This is a genomic window from Streptomyces daqingensis, from assembly GCF_014645895.1.
Classification (GTDB): domain Bacteria; phylum Actinomycetota; class Actinomycetes; order Streptomycetales; family Streptomycetaceae; genus Streptomyces; species Streptomyces daqingensis.
The window spans coordinates 20,788-36,907 of sequence record NZ_BMMP01000013.1; the positions used below are offsets into that span (position 1 = coordinate 20,788).

Genomic DNA, 16,120 nt, shown 5'->3' on the forward strand with positions numbered 1-16,120 from the left:
GTGTCCCCCGACGTCGTCGCATCCGTCATGATCGCGCGGACCTCCCGGCCGCCGCCTTCGGCAGCCTCAGCTCCACCTCCGTGCCCTGGCCGGGCACCGACAACAGCTCGGCACCGCCGCCCAGTTCACGCATCCGCCCGCGGATGGACAGCGCGACGCCGAGCCTTCCCTCGGCCTCCGCGGCCTCCAGCCGCCCCTCGGACAGCCCCGGGCCGTCGTCCCGTACGGTCACGAGCACTCCGTCCGGTTCGTCCTCCAGCGAGATCCACGCGTGGGCGGGCCCTCCGGCCGGGCCCTTCGCGTGCTGCCGCACATTGTCGAGGGCGGCGCTGACAGCCGCCGCCAGCTCCCGCGCCGCGTGCTCCGGCAGCAGCACGGGCGCTCCCGGCTCGACGAAGGTGACGCCCGCCCCGGCGTGCCGGGAGAGCAGCGGGCGCAGATCGCACTCCGGGCCGCCGGACGCGTCGCCGCTGCCGGTGACCCCGGCGCGGCCGGTACGCCCGTTCCCGCCGTCCTCCGCGCCGGCACCGCGCCCCGGCCTGCGTCTCACCGGCGCGAGGATCCGGCTCCGTCCGCCGGAGCCGCCGCGCGCGGCCTCCGCCGACGGCGGCCCTTCCTGCTCGTGGGCGGGGGCGGTGCCCTGCGCGGGGACGAGGCCGCTGGAGACGAGCGTGCGCAGCGCGACCTCCTGCTCGCCGGCCATCCTGCCCAGCTCGGCGGCCTCACCGCCGAGCGCCGTCCCGCGGCGCTGCACCATGGCGAGGACCTGGAGGACGCTGTCGTGGATGTCGCGGGCCAGGCGCTCCCGCTCGCGGGTGGCGGCTTCGATCTGCAGCGCCTGGGCGAGGGTGCGCTCGCTGGCGCGGACGACCTCGACGACGTAGCCGATGCCGATGCTCGCGACGCACACCAGCAGGACGTTGTGGAGGGTGGGCCGGGTCACGTCGCCCTGCTCGAGGATGTTGGCGATTCCCACCAGCACCGACGCCCCGGCTCCCCAGCGCCAGCCGCCCTTGAGCGCGAACGCCAGGACGGGCCCGGCCACCCAGATCGTGGGGATGGTGGGGTTCACCGCCCCCGCCCCGTCCACGTACACCGACAGCAGGATCCCGCCGACGGCGAGGGTGACGTCCACCGCGAGGAACCGCTTGGTGCAGCGCCGCGCCGAGGAGACCTGGGAGAGGGTCGCCAGCGTCCAGACGGTGAGCACCGCCAGGTAGACGGCGCCGGGGACGGGGTGGCGGAAACGGTCGAGGGCCCACACGTAGATCGTGATCGCGTAGCCGACGGCGAGCAGCCGATAACCCGTCAGCGCGTGCCACAACGGCTGTTCGACAGACATCTTGGTGACCAACTTCGCTGCCCCGCCCCCTGATCGCGCTTGCTCTGCCGTCGTCCACCGGTGCTGCGTGAGTACCGGTGTGCTGTGTGCCCTGTTGCTCTTGTGCCGCTGTGCCGTGCACCCGTGAGGCGTGCCCGGTGTGCTGTGCAGTGTGCCCTGCGGCCTCGGCGCGCGGTACCGCGATCGGGTCGGTGCGAGGGCTACGCGGCCCTGTCCTGCTCGTTCCGCGCGGTGCTCGCGGGCGCCGGTCCGCTGCTCGGACCGTGCCCCGGCCCGGGGTTCGTCGGGGGCTCGTCGTTGCCCGGTCCTCCCGGGCGGGGGCTCCTCTGCGGCTCCTTCTCCGCCGCCCTGGCCTTCTCCGCCTCGGCCTTCCGCTTGGCCTCCTCGGCCAGTTGCCGTTTGGCGGCGGTGGCGTACATGTCGACGTACTCCTGACCGGAGAGCCGCATGATCTCGTACATGACCTCGTCGGTCAGCGCCCGCTGGATGAAGCGGTCGTTCTCCATGCCCTGGTAGCGGCTGAAGTCGAGCGGCCGGCCGATGCGGATGCCCGGCCGCATGAGCCGGGGCACCACCTGGCCGGGTGGCTGGATCTTTTCCGTATCGATCATCGCGACGGGCAGTACGGGAGCCCCCGAACGCAGCGCGACCCGGGCGAGCCCGCCGGGCTTACCGCGGTACAGACGGCCGTCCGGGGAACGCGTCCCCTCCGGGTAGATGCCGAACAGCTCGCCGCGGGAGAGGACTTCGAGGCCGCTGCGGATGGCCGCCTCGCCCGCACCCCGTGCACCGGAGCGGTCCACCGGCAGCTGCCCGACGCCCTTGAAGAAGGCCGCAGTGAGCTTGCCCTTCACACCGGGGGAGGTGAAGTACTCGGCTTTCGCGATGAAGGTGACCTTGCGGTCCAGGACCGCGGGGAGGAAGAAGGAGTCCGAGAAGGACAGATGGTTGCTGGCGAGGATCGCCGGCCCGTGCTCCGGCACATGCTCAAGCCCCTCGACCCAGGGCCGGAAGGCAAGCTTGAGCCCGTTGCCGACCGACAGTTTCATCGCTCCGTAGAACAACCGAGGACCTCCTGATTCCGACATGGCGACCCTATCTCGCCATCCCGGAAGCAGCGCTCCTCCGTCAGGCAGAGCGGAACTACCCGGTCCCCCGCCCCCGCGCGTAGGCTTGCAGACCCGTCCCCCAGGGGCGGGAGCCCTGCCGCAGCGCCGCGGGCCGCGCCGCAGCACCGCACCGAGACGCCGACCGATCCGAGACAGACCGGCTGGAGGCCGACGTGTCCATCCTTCCCGGAGCCGAGCCCATGCGACATGACGGATCGGAGACGGGCGTCCTGGTCTGCCACGGCTTCACAGGCTCCCCGCAGTCCGTGCGCCCGTGGGCCGACCATCTGGCGGCGCAGGGGCTGACGGTCTCGCTGCCGCTGCTGCCGGGGCACGGCACCCGCTGGGAGGACCTGGCCGTCACCGGCTGGCAGGACTGGTACGCGACGGTCGACCGCGAGCTGCGCGACCTCTCCCGCCGCTGCGAACAGGTCTTCGTCTGCGGACTGTCCATGGGCGGCGCGCTGGCCCTCCGCCTGGCGGCGCGGCACGGGGACGCGGTGAGCGGGGTCGCCGTGGTGAACCCGGCCGTCACCTTCCCGCGCCTCCAGGGGTACGCGCTGCCGCTGGGCCGTTTCGTGCTCCGGTCCGCGAAGGGCATCGCAAGCGACATCGCCAAACCCGGTGCGCAGGAGGTGGGTTACGAGCGGGTGCCGACCCACGCCGCGTACTCCGCGCGGGACTTCTTCCGCCGCGTGCTCGGCGAGCTGCCGCAGGTCACCCAACCGCTGCTGGTCATGCACAGCCGCGTCGACCACGTCGTGCCCCCGTCGGACTCGGCTCTCGTGCTCAGCAAGGTCTCCTCAGGCGACGTGACGGAGACCGTCCTCGAGGACAGCTTCCACGTGGCGACACTGGACCACGACGCGGAGCGCATCTTCGCCGACTCCTACGGATTCATCACCCGGCTCGCAGCGAGGAAGACAGCACGTGATGGAGCGTAATCCCGACGCGGAAGACCACAACTCCGGCGAGGATCCCGAGAGCGGACGGGATCCGGATCCGGCGCTGCCGCTGGACGAGGCGGCCGCCTGGGAGCAGATCGTCGCCGGTTACGGCGAGGCGCCCAAGGCGGACGACCTGGCTCCCGCCGGCGAGCCCGGCGGCGACGCGCGCACCGCGGCCCGGCCCACCTCCAACGCCGGCACCGGCCCCGGCTCGGACGGCGAGGGCGAGGGCGACGAGGGCGGCAAGGCCGTCCGCAGCTTCACCGTCTACTCGGCAGGGGCGGGGCCACGGGACTGGACGGCGCCCGGGGCCGACAGCGAGGACGGCGGCGAGAGCGACGAGGACGACGAGGGCCACTTCGTCCCGCCCGAACCTCCCCCGCTCCCCCAGACGGATCCCACGACGAAGTTCGCGTGGCTCGGCGTCCTCGGCGGCCCCCTTCTGCTGATCTTCGCGATCCTCTTCCAGCAAGACCTGACGTGGTGGATCACGACCCTCGGCGTCGGCGGCTTCCTGGGCGGATTCGCCACCCTCGTCGCCCGGATGAGGGACGGCAGCGACGAGGACGACTGGGACGACCCGGGCCGCGGCGCGGTGGTGTGACCCCCTCGGGCGGTGTGATCCTCGTGCTACGAGGTCAGGGCGGCACTCGCTGCCTCCGGGCCTGCGCGCCCGGCGCGGCGCTGTCAGCCGCCCCGGTGTGCCGAGATGTGTTCGGGCCCCGGCGCGGCGGGGTCTTCAGGCCCCCGTGCCGGACGGTACGCGCAGGGCGGCCAGCACGGGCAGGTGGTCCGTGGCGGCACACAGATCGGACGGCGTGATCCCGTCGAGCCCGTCCGGCACACCGCAGCCGAGCACCTCCACGCCCCGGGACGCGAGGACGGCGTCGATGCGCTGGTGCGGATCGCGCGGCGTCGAGGTGTACTCCCCGCCCCAGGGCTCCACGGCCCAGCAGTCCTGCAGCTTCGACGCGAGAGCCCGGAACGTCTTCCCCCGGGGACGCTCGTTGAGATCCCCCGCGGCGACGGTGTGCTCGGTCCCCAGAGCCGCCAGCTCGTCGAGGAGCATGCGCCCCTGCGCCTGACGCTCGTCGGTCTGCAGGCTCAGATGGCAGCTCAGCACGCCGAGGCGCGCCGAAGGACCGAAGCGCAGCACCGCCGTGGCGAAGCCCCGGCGGTGCAGCCCGGGAGTGTGCGGGAGCAGCACGTCCCGCGTGCTCTCCACGGTGGGGCGCAGCGAGGAGAGGATCATCGGCCCGGTGGCCGTCGCCCCGCCCGTGACGTAGACGAGCCCGCACTCGCGGGCCAGCCACGCGGCGTGCTTGCGCCAGCGGAAGAAGCGCGGCGCCTCCTGGACGCACACGACGTCGGGGGCGCACGCCCGGATGACCCGGGCGAGCGCCCTCCTGTCGTCCCGCATGGAGCGGATGTTGTAACTGAGCAGACGGACGACGGCGGAGCCGTCCGTCCCGGTCCGTCCTGCCGGCAGATCCGCGAGCGTCATCGGCGCGGTTCTCATCTCTCTTCCGACGGCCCGCGGCGACCGGGCCGGGCATCCCGGCCGTGCCGCTCAGCCAAGTAGCCGCTCAGCCAAGTACCTGAGTGCTGCCCGTAGTTCAGCCTTGCCTGGCGAGGTCCGCCACGCCCACCATGCCCGCCTTGCCGCCGAGCCGGGCCGCGAGGACCTCGGCGTGCGGCCGCCAGCGGCTGCCGACGAGCCAGCGGCGGTACGACTTGCGGATCGGGTCCAGCACCAGGTCTCCCTCGTCGGAGACGCCGCCGCCGACGATGAACGCCCCCGGGTCGAAGAGCGAGGCGAGGTCTGCCAGACCCGCACCCGCCCAACGGGCCAGCTCCCGGAAGGAGTCGACTGCCACGGGGCAGCCCTGCCTGGCGGCCTCGCTGATGTGCTTGCCCTCGACGCCCTCGGGAGTGCCGTCGCCCAGCCCCAGCAGGATCGCGGCGTTCTCCGGGGTCGCGGTGGCGCGCTGCCGGGCGTACCGCACGAGGGCGCTGCCGGAGGCGTACTGCTCCCAGCAGCCCTGGTTGCCGCAGCCGCACAGCAGACCGTCCGGCACCATGCGGATGTGGCCGAACTCCGCGGCTACGCCGAAGCGCCCGCGGTGGAGCTTGCCCCCGATGATGACGCCGCCGCCCAGACCGGTGCCGATGGTGATGCAGACGACGTCCTCGTGGCCGGTGCCGATGCCGAACTTGTACTCGCCCCAGGCCGCGGCGTTCGCGTCGTTCTCGATGACGACCGGCAGGTCGATGCGCTGCTCGACCTTGTCCTTCAGCGCCTCGTGGCGCCAGGTCAGGTTCGGCGTGAACAGGACCGTCGCGCGCTTGTCGTCGACGTAGCCCGGTGCCCCGATGCCGACGGCGTCCACCTCGTACTCGGCGCTGGCGTCCCGCACCGCGTCGGCGATCGCGTCGATCACGTGGTCCGCCGTGGGCGGGGTGGGCACGGTGCTGGTTTCCAGAATCGTTCCGTGCTCATCGACCACGCCGGCTGCGATCTTGGTGCCGCCGATGTCGACGCCGATTGTGAGTCCCATGTGTCCCTCGGTCTTCCGGTCCTTCCCCGCCGCGGAACACCGTACCGGAGGCCGTGCGCCGCGATTTCGTGCCCGTGGGCACGGTGGTCACCCCTCGTCGCCCGGACTCCGGTCGCCGTCCTGCCCGGCAGGCCCGGGGCGCTCCGGGGATCCGGCCGTTCCGGGGCCCTGCGTGCGCGGGCCGTCCTGGCCTTCGCCGGCCCCGGCCGCCTCGCCGTCCGCGTGCATCCCGCCGCTCCCGGACGTACCGGGGGCCCCGGACGTACCGCCGTCCACGGAGGCACCGCCGCTCTCGCCGGGCCGTGGGCCCGAGGGGTCCGACGGTCCCTTGTCGAGGTCGATCCGCTCCACCCCGGCCGGTCCGCCGGCGTCCGGGCCCGCGGCGGTGATCTCCGGGCCCGTCCCGTCCGCTTCGCCTCGTTCGCCTGCCGGATCGCCGGACTGCGGGGCCGCGCCGCCCGCTCCGGCCGTTCCCGAGGCTCCGGCCGTCCACCGCCCTTCGGCGTTCTGGACGGCGGCACGGTAGGCGGCGAGCAGCTCGCCGCCCGCAGCCGCGATGTGGTCGAAGACCCCCGGGTTGCGTTCGACGACCGGCTCGATGGCCGCCCTGGCCTGGGCGATCAGCTGCTGCGCCGCGCCCTGCGCGGCCGCGGAGGCCACAGTGCCGCCGAACGGCTTGCCCAGCTCGGCGACCCTGTCGGAGACCGCGTCCGCGAGGCGGCGCAGCTCCTCGGCCGCGCTCAGGGGCGGCTGCCCGTACTCCTCGCGGCGCCGTGCCTTCTCGGCGGCCAGGTCTTCCTCGCAGGCCGTGGCCCAGGCGTCGGCCTCGGGCTCGCGGGGCTCGGCGGCATCGCTCATGGCGGCGGCTCCTACGGAGGGGTTCGAAGGGTTCGAAGGAAGGGTGTACGGAAAAGCGGCGAGCGCGGCGCTCCACTCCCGACGTTACCCGAACGGCCGGGGGCCGATGGGGGCATGCCGCACGCCGGTACGAGCGGAAGCACCGCGTCCGTGCGGGCGGAGCGGGCCCCGCGTGCCGTCGCCGGCCCGCCGGACGTGCGTCAGCCCTTCGGCTCCTCCGGCCACAGCGCCGGGTCGGGCTCGCACCGCACGCGCAGCACTCCCCGCTCCAGTGCGGCGCCCGCCACGCGGCACCTGCGCAGCGCGGAGGGCAGCGTGAGGACACGCCGGTAGGGGCCGGCGCTGAGGATGAGCTCGTCGCCGCGCCGTACGAGGTCCAGCTCGCCCTTGCGCACGGCGGGCAGGGGAAGGTGCCACACCAGCAGCCCCTCGCTCGCGATCCGGTTCTCGACCTCGCCGGCGCCCGCGCGGCGGCCGCTTCCCGCGGCGTCCGCCACCGCGCCGGGGAGCCCGGCCGCGCGGGCGACGCGCTCCAGGTCCTCCACGCCGAGCGGGTCGCGCCCCAGGTGCGGCACTTCGAGCAGCGGCACGTCCTGCGCCTCGCATTCCTCGCGCAACGCCGCCAGGACGTCCCGCTGCCGCCCGGACAGGCCTCTCAGCCACGGGTCCGAACTCTCCATCGGCAGCAGGCGGTTGGCCACCACCGCCGCCAGCGGCAGTCCGTACAGGCCGGCTCCGGCACGTGCGAGGCGCAGCGCCTCGGCCGGCAGCGTCCCCGGTTCCGCGACGAGCCGTACGGACGTCCCCGGTGATTCCAGCATCTCCTCGACGGCGGCGAGTTCACCGTCCCAGCGAGCCGTGGTCTCGTACAGTGCGGCCGTCGGCATCGGCACGCCCACGAGCTGGGCCAGAGCGGGGCGCAGGGCGCGGGCGGCCTGGCGCTCCGGCGGCAGGAGTCGGCGCAGGTACCGGCGCAACTGGCTTGGAAGGGCGAGCAGTTGGAGCGCCGCCGGAGTGGGCGGCAGGTCGACGACGAGGGTGTCCCACGCTTCGACCGCGTGCGCCGCCCGCAGCGTGCGCAGCAGGGCGAACGCCTCGGCGCCGGGGAGTTCGGTCAGTTCGTCCTCGTCCAGGGCCTCCGCGCCGACCATGCCCAGCGCCGGACGGATCCGCTCCTGGAGGGCCCTCCCGCCGCTGCGGAACTGCGCCCCCGCGTCGATCCGCGCGACCCACAACCGGCCCTCGGTGGCGGGCACTTCGGCCGGCCCCTCCTGAACGGGCAGTGCACCGGAAGCGCCCGTGGCCTCACGGGCCGCGGGCTGCGGCACGCCGAGCAGCGGAGCCAGCACGGCGGGCGGTTCGCCGCTGAGCAGCAGCGTCCTCCTGCCGTTGCGGGCCTCCGCCAGCGCACTCGCCGCCGCGACGGTGGTGCGCCCCGCGCCACCCGGACCCGTGATCAGGAGCGTGCGCACCGGAGAGCTCCGGGACGGTCGGCCTGCCGCCTCCACCCGCTGCTCCCCCTCGAACCGGCCCTCGTCCTGGCCTTCGTGGTCGTTCCCGTGGTCGTGCTCGATCTCGTGCCCCCCGCCGGGCTCCGCCCGGAACGTGCCGGCTCCGTCGGCGCCGCCCGCCCCGGGGCCGTACGCGGTGGGCCGGGGCACCGGCGTCTCAGCCTTTGGCGTCTCCCGAACCGGCGGTCGCGCCGCCGCCCGACTCGACGCGCTTCTTCAGACCGGACAGGGCGCGGTCGATGATGACCTTCTCCGCCTTGCGCTTGATCATCCCCAGCATCGGGATCTTGACGTCCACGGTCAGCTGGTAGGTCACCTCGGTGCGCTCGCCGCCCGCCAGCGGGGCGAGGCGGTAGACGCCGTCGAGGGAGCGGAGCATCTGCGACTTCACCAGGGACCACCGGACCTCGTGCTCCCCGTGCCACTCGTAGGCGAGGGTGTGCTCGTCCTTGATGGCTCCGGCGTCCAGCAGCAGCCGCACCTGCTCGGCCCGGCCGGCCCCGTCCTCGGAGAGGACTTCGGCCTCCTTCACCTCGTCCGTCCACTCCGGGTAGCGCGCGAAGTCGGAGATCACCCCCATCACGGCAGACGGCGCTGCATCGATGGTGATGTTCGAACTGGTGTGTTCCGCCATCGCCGTGGCTCCTCCATTGCTGCGAGCTGGCCCCCGATTGCCGCTCGAAGGCTACCGCGCGTGCTCACCCGCCGACGCGGGGGTCCGGTCCGTCCCGCCGCCGGAGGACCCGCGGCCCTTCACCACTCCAGCACCCAGGGAGTGCCCGTCGCGTTGAAGTGGCCGACGTTCACGCACTCCGTCTGCCCCACCCGCATCCGCTGAACCAGCGGCTGGTGCACGTGCCCGAAGAGGTGGTAGCGGGGCCGTACGGCGTGCACCGCCTCCAGCAGCGCCTCGCTGCCCCGCTCGAACCGCCGGGCGACCGTGTCGTAGCACAACTCCGGGACGTCAGGCGGTATGTGGGAGCAGAGCACGTCGACCGGACCCAGCGCGGCCACCTTCGCGGCATACGTCTCGTCGTCGATCTCGTACGGCGTGCGCATCGGCGTCCGCAGCCCCCCGCCCACGAACCCGAAGCGCAGCCCGCCGATGTCGGCCGTCTCGCCGTCCAGCACGGTGGTGCCCTCGTTCGCGTACTCAGGCCAGAGAGGCGGCATGTCGACGTTCCCGTACGTGGCGTACGTCGGGGTGGGGAAGGCGGCGAACATCTCGGTGTACTGCGCGCGGACGGCCGCCTCGGTGGCGGCGACGCGGTCGATGCCCTCCCAGAGCTGCGCCGAGAGCTCCCGCGCCTCCGCGAAGCGGCCCTCCGTGCGCAACTGGACGATGAGGTCGGCGTTTTCGACGCCGAACAGGTCCGGGAAGATGCCGCGGGAGTGGTCCGCGTAGTCGAGGAAGAGAATCAGGTCGCCAAGGCAGACGAGTGCGTCGGCACCGTCACCCGCCGTGGCCAGGTCGCGGCTGTTGCCGTGTACGTCACTGACTACGTGGACTCGCATGGGCCCACCCTAGGCCGGAGTCCGCCCCGTACGGCACCGGTCACCGGGAGCCCCGCCCCACCTGCGGTTACTTTTCCGTCGGCGCCCGGAGGGATTAGGCTGCCGCCGACAGACCGGTGTCGTGTGACGCAGCAGACATCTCGGTGACAACCCCTATCCCGCCGCCCCTACCCGTGGGTAACGTCCGGGCCGTCATTCAATCGGGATCCCTCCGGAGATTCTGATCCGTGCCGCTGGAGGCCGCCCTCGGAGGCCACCGTGTCCGGCGCCGACGAGGAGCAACAGTCTTGCGCGAGTTCAGCCTTCCCGCCCTCTACGAGGTGCCGGCCGACGGAAACCTGACGGATCTCATCCGCCGCAACGCGGCGCAGCATCCCGAAGTGCCCGTCGTCGCCCGCAAGCGGGAAGGGCAGTGGACGGACGTCACCGCCACCGACTTCCTCGCCGAGGTGCAGGCTGCCGCCAAGGGTCTGATCGCGGCGGGCGTCGAACCGGGCGACCGCGTGGCCCTGATGTCCCGCACGCGCTACGAGTGGACGCTGCTGGACTTCGCCGTCTGGAGCGCCGGAGCCGTCACCGTCCCCGTGTACGAGACGAGTTCACCGGAGCAGATCGCCTGGATCCTCGGCGACTCCGGTGCGGTCGCCTGCCTCGTGGAGACGGCCGCGCACTCCGCCGCCGTCGAGTCCGTACGCGACCGGCTCCCCGCCCTGGAGCACGTCTGGCAGATCGAACCTCCGCACTCCGGCGGCCAGTCGGACGGTGCGGTGGCACGGCTGACGGAGGACGGCGCCCGCGTCCCCGACGCGGAGCTCAAGGCCCGCGGCGCCACCGCGAACGCCGACTCCCCCGCGACGATCGTCTACACGTCCGGCACCACGGGGCGTCCCAAGGGCTGCGTCCTCACGCACCGCAGCTTCTTCGCGGAGTGCGGGAACGTCGTCGAGCGGCTGCGTCCCATGTTCCGCACAGGAGAGTCCTCCGTGCTCCTCTTCCTGCCCACGGCCCACGTGTTCGGGCGGCTCGTGCAGGTGGCGGCCGTCATGGCGCCCATCAGGCTGGGGCACGTGTCCGACGTGAAGACGCTGACCGACGAACTCGGCGCGTTCCGCCCGACGATGGTGCTCGGCGTCCCCCGCGTCTTCGAGAAGGTCTTCAACTCCGCCCGTGCACACGCCCATTCGGGCGGCAAGGGCAAGATCTTCGACAAGGCGGCGGAGACCGCGATCGCCTACAGCCGCGCACTGGACGACCCTTCGGGCCCGTCCCTCCAACTCCGGCTCCGCCACAAGCTGTTCGACCTGCTGGTCTACGACAAGCTGCGGGAGGTCCTGGGCGGCCGCGCGACGCACGCGATCTCGGGCGGTGCTCCCCTGGGCGAACGCCTCGGGCACTTCTACCGCGGCATCGGGTTCACCGTGCTGGAGGGCTACGGCCTCACGGAGTCCTGCGCGGCCACGTCGTTCAACCCCTACGACCGGCAGAAGATCGGCACGGTCGGGCAGCCGCTCCCCGGCTCCGTGATCCGCATCGCCGACGACGGCGAGGTGCTGCTGCACGGCGAGCACCTCTTCACCGGCTACTGGAACAACGAGGAGGCGACGCGCGAAGCCCTCTCGGACGGCTGGTTCCACACCGGTGACCTCGGCACCCTCGACGCGGACGGGTACCTCGCCATCACCGGGCGCAAGAAGGAGATCCTGGTGACGGCGGGCGGCAAGAACATCGCGCCCTCCGTCATCGAGGACCACATCCGCGGGCACGCCCTCGTCGCCGAGTGCATGGTCGTCGGCGACGGACGCCCGTTCGTCGGCGCCCTGCTCACCCTCGACGAGGAGTTCCTGCCGCGGTGGGCGGAGGAGAACGGCAAGTCGGACCTCAGCCGTGACGCCCTGCTGCAGGACCCCGATCTGCTGGCCGAGCTCCAGAAGGCGGTCGACGGAGGCAACGCGCTGGTCTCACGGGCCGAGTCCGTACGCAAGTTCCGGGTGCTGGACACCCAGTTCACCGAGGAGTCGGGGCACATCACCCCGTCACTGAAGCTCAAGCGGGGCGTCGTCGCGAAGGACTTCGCGGACGACATCGAGGCGCTGTACGCCTGAGCCCCCGCACGCCGGTGCGGGGGCGGTGCTCACAGCAGGTCCCTGAGCTGCTCCGCGAGGGCGTCCCACCGCCAGCGCTCCGCCACCCACTCCCTGCCCCGCTCGCCCATCCGGGCCCGCAGGGCGGGGTCCTTCAGCAGCGTGCTCACACGCTCGGCCGCCTCCTCCGGAGCGCCGCCCCGCACGACCCAGCCGGTCTCCCCGTCCAGTACGGCGTCGGGGGCGCCGCCCGAGTCGCCTGCGACGACGGGCAGTCCGGTCGCGGAGGCCTCAAGGTAGACGATACCGAGCCCTTCGACGTCGAGCCCCTTCCTGCGGGTGCGGCAGGGCATCGCGAAGACGTCGCCGGCACCGAAGTGCGCGGGCAGCTCCTCCCAGGGGACGGGGCCGGTGAAGCGCACCGAGTCCGCCACGCCCGTGGCCTCCGCGAGCTTCTCCAGCTCCTCCCGGTAGGGGCCGCCGCCGACGATCAGCAGTACGGCGCCTGGTACTTCGGCGAGGACGCGGGGCATCGCACGGATCAGCGTGTCCTGTCCCTTGCGCGGCACAAGGCGGGAGACGCACACGACCACCGGCCGTTCGGCCAGGCCGAGCCGGGCCCGTACGGCCTCGCCCCCGGAACCGGGGTGGAAGCTCTTCTCGTCGACGCCGGGCGGCAGTTGGACCATGCGGGCCGCAGCCTCGGGCGTCAGGGCCCGCGCGATACGGGAGCGGGTGTACTCGCCGAGGTAGGTGAGGGTGTCCGTGCCCTCCCCGATGCGGCGCAACAAGCGGCGTGCGCCGGGCAGTTGGGCCCAGGCGGCCTCGTGCCCGTGGGTCGTGGCGACGAGCCGCCGCGCCCCCGCCGCGCGCAGCGCGGGCGCCATCAGGCCCAGCGGGGCCGCGGCGCCGAACCACACGGAGTCGCAGCCGTGTTCACGCAGCAGCGCGGCGGCACGGCGGGTGACCCTCGGCGTCGGCAGCAGCACAGCCGTGCGGTCCCGCACGACGGTGAAGGGCTGCTCCGCGTCGAACCGCGCCGTCTCGGCCGCCCCCTCCGGACCGCGCTTCGAGGTCGAGGCGTACACGACGACCTGTGAGGGGTCCAGCCGCAGCGCCATGCTGTGCAGGAACGCCTCGATACCTCCCGCCCGGGGCGGGAAGTCGTTGGTGACGATCAGCGTCTTTCGCATCGCCGCCGACAGTACCGTCCGGGTGACGCCCGCCGCCCCGCCCCCTGAGCGCGGCATGAACGGCCGTACCCGCACGGCATGATGTCGCGGGCAGCGAGCAGGCACATATGAGCGAAGGCGGCGTGTGCCGCGTGAGGGAGACGACAGGGCGGACATGACGGACAGCACGACAGCGAGCACCCCGCAGCCGGCGGACGACGAGGCGGCCGCCACGGGGGCGCACGTGACGGGCGGCGCGCGCCGCTCTCCCGGCGGCAGAGGCGGCGCGGGCGCACACCGGAGAGGGGACGGCCCGTCCGGCCCCTCCGAACGGGGCGACAGGAGCGCTTCCGGGTTCCTCGCACGGCCCCTCCGCCTCACCCACCCCCTCGTCGCCCCCCTCGCGGTGTGGGCCGTGACCCGCACGGTGCTGCTGCTGTGCTGCTTCAAGGTGTTCACGCTGCCCGGCCCGGATTTCACGAACGACGTCGAGGCCATCTACCAGGGCTGGTTCGACGTGCTGCGGGCAGGGACCTTCCCGTACGACGACGTCACCTGGCAGTACCCGCCGGCCGCGGCCCTCGCGGTGCTCTCCCCGGCGCTCCTGCCCTTCCTCGGCTACCCGTCGGCCTTCTATTTGCTGGCCTGCGCCGCGGACGCCGTCGTACTGGCCGTGCTGGTGCGTTCCTCGTCCCGCCCGGGCAGGCGCCGGGCCGGGGTGTGGGGCTGGGTCGCCGGTGTCGCGCTCCTCGGCCCCACCTCGTACGCCCGCTACGACCTGATGGTCACCGCGGTGGCCGTGGCGGCGCTGTTCGTGGCGGCGCGGCATCCCAGAACCGCCGGAGCCCTGACGGCGTTCGGGGCGCTGCTGAAGGTGTGGCCGGGCCTGCTGCTGCTCGGCACGCCGCGCGGCCGGGCGTCGCGGGCGACGTGGACGAGCGCGCTCGTCACCGGCACGGTCGTCCTCGGCGTCTTCGCGGTGTCGATGCCGGGCTCGCTCGCCTTCCTCGACTTCCAGCAGGACCGGGGCACCGAGGTGGAGTCACTGGGCGCCCTCGTCTTCCATGTGGCACGGCAGTTCGGGTGGGAGGGGCAGGTCCTGCTCAACTACGGCTCGATGGAGTTCATCGGCCCCCACGTGAACCTCGTCAGCGACGCCGCGCTGCTCCTCACCGGCGCGGCCTTCGCCTGGCTCCTGCTGTGGCGGCTCCGCGCCGTGAGATGGACCCCCTCCACCCCCGCCGACGCCGCGCTGACCGCGGTACTGCTCTTCACGACGACGAGCCGCGTCATCAGCCCGCAGTACATGATCTGGCTGGTGGGTCTGGCATCGGTCTGCCTGACGCTGCGCGCCAGCCGCCAGGTGCTGCCGTCCGTGCTGGTGCTGGCCGCCACGGGTGTGACGCTGCTGGAGTTCCCGCTCGGCTTCGGCCACGTCGTCGCCAGCGACTGGCAGGGCGTCGCGTTGCTGGTGGTGCGCAACGGCCTGCTGGTGGCCGCCTCGCTGCTCGCGTGCGTCCGCCTGTGGCGCACCACGCGTCCGGGGACGGCAGGGGACGCGGCGCGTGAGGGCGACGCCGGAGCCGGGGGCGTCACGGCAGTTCGGCGCGCACGTACGAGCGCCACCGCTCAGTGAACTCGTCCAGCGTCAGGCCCAGTTCAGCCCGCATGGCCTTGTCCGCGGCGGCTCGCTCCTCATCCGGCGAGGGGCTGCCGGAACCGTCAGGTCCGCCGGCGTCACCCACGCGAAGGTAGAAGTCCAGCAGCTTCTCCTCGCCCCACTCCTCCGCGATGAACAGGCATGCGAGCCAGCCGCTCTCGTAGGCCCGTCCCAGCCTCTCCGAGTCGTTGCCGAACTTGAAATCGCGGTCCGAGGGCAGCTCCTGGGGCAGCTCCCCCGCCTCCGCGGCACGTACGAGCTCCGCGGCGGCGCTCCTCGGCGTGCGCCCGGTACCGCGGTAGCCGATCCAGTCGGCGAGCCCCTCGGAGAGCCACATGGGGGTGAGGCGGCCCGTGTGGGTGCGGGAGGCGACGTGCACCGTCTCGTGGGTGACGACGACCTGGCGCCCCTCCTCGCTGAGTTCGCCGTACGCCTCGGGATTGACCACGATGCGGTCCGCGGGGGCCTTCTCGGACTCGCCCGCGTCCCCCGTGGTCACCGCCGCGATGCCCTCGTACGACGGGGCGGGCGCGTCGAGCAGCTGGGCCATGCTCCGCAGCGACGCCGGGGCCTCCACCACGACGCGGTCCGGCCAGGGGCGCGGCCACACCTCGTCGACCCGGGAGACCGCGCGGTCCGCGTCCCGGGCCAGACGGCGCAGCTCCTCGCCGGAGCGGCCGACTCCGAGCACGGAGCTGCGGTCACCACGCACCACGGACAGCTCCCCCTGCTCCCACAACTGCACGTCGCTGCCCGGCAGCTCACCGCTCACGTACCACCGTCCGCCGCGCTCGACGAAGGCGAGCCGCTCGGTGGCGGTGACGGGCGCGCGGTCGTCGCCGCGCAGCCGGTACCTGAGCCGCACCTGCGCCTCGACGCGGCCGCCGCCCTTCCCTCCGCCGGCTTCGTCCGGCTCGCCGCCGTCCTTGTGCCGCAGCCCGTGGAGCCGGTAGGTCCACTGCGTGAGGCGAAGCTGCTGCAGGTTGCCGAACACCTCGCGCTGCGCCGCGCGGTAGCGCTCGGCTCGCGGGTCGATCTCCGCCGTGTACCGCTTCTCGTGACCGCTGCGTACGGCCGTCGCCTGCCGGTCCAGCACGCGCTGGATCTCCGCGCGTTCGCGGTCCGCGCCGTCTCCGGCCTCGGCCGGTCCGCAGCCGCAGGCCGCCGCCAGCGCCGCCGCCGTGACGGCCGCTGCGACGGCCCTCAGGCCGCCGCGCGGTGCCGCGGCCCGCGAACCGCCCGCGCTGCGCCGCCCGGACGTGCTGCCCCCGGCGACGGCCGCTTCGCCGCATGCGTCATGCCACTGTCCAGGACCGCCCACGCGATCGATCGTACGGGCGGCGCCGGGGCGGGGCCCACGTCAGGTG

General features: G+C 73.4%; 14 protein-coding genes. 4 read left to right on the forward strand and 10 right to left on the reverse strand.

Going from position 1 to position 16,120, the window contains the following annotated elements; all coding sequences use genetic code 11:
* Nucleotides 1-25: 25 nt before the first annotated feature.
* Nucleotides 26-1,342: a MacS family sensor histidine kinase gene (macS, locus tag IEY56_RS19415; protein WP_189038524.1), complete on the reverse strand. Its 1,317-nt coding sequence runs from the start codon at nucleotides 1,340-1,342 to the stop codon at nucleotides 26-28.
* Nucleotides 1,343-1,542: 200 nt separating this feature from the next.
* Nucleotides 1,543-2,406: a lysophospholipid acyltransferase family protein gene (locus IEY56_RS19420; RefSeq protein ID WP_189038525.1), complete on the reverse strand. Its 864-nt coding sequence runs from the start codon at nucleotides 2,404-2,406 to the stop codon at nucleotides 1,543-1,545.
* A gap of 218 nt (nucleotides 2,407-2,624) precedes the next feature.
* On the opposite strand from IEY56_RS19420, the gene IEY56_RS19425 reads away from it, so the two are divergent.
* A complete protein-coding gene (locus IEY56_RS19425) occupies nucleotides 2,625-3,395 on the forward strand; it encodes an alpha/beta hydrolase (RefSeq protein WP_189038526.1) in 771 nt (256 codons plus the stop codon).
* Complete coding sequence (locus tag IEY56_RS19430) at nucleotides 3,382-4,002, forward strand: hypothetical protein (RefSeq protein ID WP_444544894.1); 621 nt, start codon at nucleotides 3,382-3,384, stop codon at nucleotides 4,000-4,002. Before IEY56_RS19425 ends, IEY56_RS19430 begins: the two co-directional genes overlap by 14 nt.
* Nucleotides 4,003-4,137: 135 nt before the next feature.
* Here the strand turns inward: IEY56_RS19430 and IEY56_RS19435 are convergent, their stop codons facing one another.
* From IEY56_RS19435 to IEY56_RS19460, 6 genes are all read right to left on the reverse strand, one after another.
* On the reverse strand, nucleotides 4,138-4,902 hold the full coding sequence (locus IEY56_RS19435; RefSeq protein ID WP_189038528.1) for an endonuclease/exonuclease/phosphatase family protein: 765 nt from the start codon (nucleotides 4,900-4,902) through the stop codon (nucleotides 4,138-4,140).
* Nucleotides 4,903-5,014: 112 nt separating this feature from the next.
* Nucleotides 5,015-5,956 carry an ROK family glucokinase gene (locus tag IEY56_RS19440; RefSeq protein ID WP_189038529.1) on the reverse strand — a complete coding sequence of 314 codons (942 nt, stop codon included), beginning with the start codon at nucleotides 5,954-5,956 and terminating at the stop codon, nucleotides 5,015-5,017.
* 87 nt (nucleotides 5,957-6,043) lie between these two features.
* Nucleotides 6,044-6,814 (reverse strand): DUF5304 family protein, encoded by a 771-nt coding sequence (locus tag IEY56_RS28885; protein WP_189038530.1) that lies wholly within the window; start codon nucleotides 6,812-6,814, stop codon nucleotides 6,044-6,046.
* 200 nt (nucleotides 6,815-7,014) lie between these two features.
* Entirely contained in the window at nucleotides 7,015-8,475 is a 1,461-nt protein-coding gene (locus IEY56_RS19450; RefSeq protein ID WP_308424154.1) for an ArsA family ATPase, read from the reverse strand.
* Between the two features lie 7 nt (nucleotides 8,476-8,482).
* On the reverse strand, nucleotides 8,483-8,959 hold the full coding sequence (locus IEY56_RS19455; RefSeq protein WP_189038531.1) for an SRPBCC family protein: 477 nt from the start codon (nucleotides 8,957-8,959) through the stop codon (nucleotides 8,483-8,485).
* A 119-nt stretch (nucleotides 8,960-9,078) separates the two neighbouring features.
* Nucleotides 9,079-9,840, reverse strand: a complete 762-nt coding sequence (locus IEY56_RS19460) for a metallophosphoesterase family protein (protein ID WP_189038532.1) — start codon at nucleotides 9,838-9,840, stop codon at nucleotides 9,079-9,081.
* Between the two features lie 287 nt (nucleotides 9,841-10,127).
* Between IEY56_RS19460 and IEY56_RS19465 the strand changes: the two genes are divergently transcribed.
* Entirely contained in the window at nucleotides 10,128-11,942 is a 1,815-nt protein-coding gene (locus IEY56_RS19465) for an AMP-dependent synthetase/ligase (RefSeq protein ID WP_189038533.1), read from the forward strand.
* 29 nt (nucleotides 11,943-11,971) lie between these two features.
* On the opposite strand, the gene IEY56_RS19470 is transcribed toward IEY56_RS19465, so the two are convergent.
* A complete protein-coding gene (locus IEY56_RS19470; RefSeq protein ID WP_189038534.1) occupies nucleotides 11,972-13,114 on the reverse strand; it encodes a glycosyltransferase family 4 protein in 1,143 nt (380 codons plus the stop codon).
* Between the two features lie 154 nt (nucleotides 13,115-13,268).
* Between IEY56_RS19470 and IEY56_RS19475 the strand changes: the two genes are divergently transcribed.
* Nucleotides 13,269-14,729 carry a glycosyltransferase 87 family protein gene (locus IEY56_RS19475; protein WP_189038535.1) on the forward strand — a complete coding sequence of 487 codons (1,461 nt, stop codon included), beginning with the start codon at nucleotides 13,269-13,271 and terminating at the stop codon, nucleotides 14,727-14,729.
* Here the strand turns inward: IEY56_RS19475 and IEY56_RS19480 are convergent.
* Nucleotides 14,686-16,074, reverse strand: a complete 1,389-nt coding sequence (locus IEY56_RS19480; protein ID WP_229712041.1) for a hypothetical protein — start codon at nucleotides 16,072-16,074, stop codon at nucleotides 14,686-14,688. The genes IEY56_RS19475 and IEY56_RS19480 overlap by 44 nt on opposite strands.
* Between the last annotated feature and the right edge of the window lie 46 nt (nucleotides 16,075-16,120).

Bases quoted from the DNA above. Each gene is read 5' to 3' on its own strand.
- macS (WP_189038524.1), bottom strand. From the start codon at position 1,342: ATGTCTGTCGAACAGCCGTTGTGGCACGCGCTGACGGGTTATCGGCTG.
- IEY56_RS19435 (WP_189038528.1), bottom strand. From the start codon at position 4,902: ATGACGCTCGCGGATCTGCCGGCAGGACGGACCGGGACGGACGGCTCC.
- IEY56_RS19440 (WP_189038529.1), bottom strand. From the start codon at position 5,956: ATGGGACTCACAATCGGCGTCGACATCGGCGGCACCAAGATCGCAGCC.
- IEY56_RS28885 (WP_189038530.1), bottom strand. From the start codon at position 6,814: ATGAGCGATGCCGCCGAGCCCCGCGAGCCCGAGGCCGACGCCTGGGCC.
- IEY56_RS19455 (WP_189038531.1), bottom strand. From the start codon at position 8,959: ATGGCGGAACACACCAGTTCGAACATCACCATCGATGCAGCGCCGTCT.
- IEY56_RS19460 (WP_189038532.1), bottom strand. From the start codon at position 9,840: ATGCGAGTCCACGTAGTCAGTGACGTACACGGCAACAGCCGCGACCTG.
- IEY56_RS19470 (WP_189038534.1), bottom strand. From the start codon at position 13,114: ATGCGAAAGACGCTGATCGTCACCAACGACTTCCCGCCCCGGGCGGGA.
- IEY56_RS19475 (WP_189038535.1), top strand. From the start codon at position 13,269: ATGACGGACAGCACGACAGCGAGCACCCCGCAGCCGGCGGACGACGAG.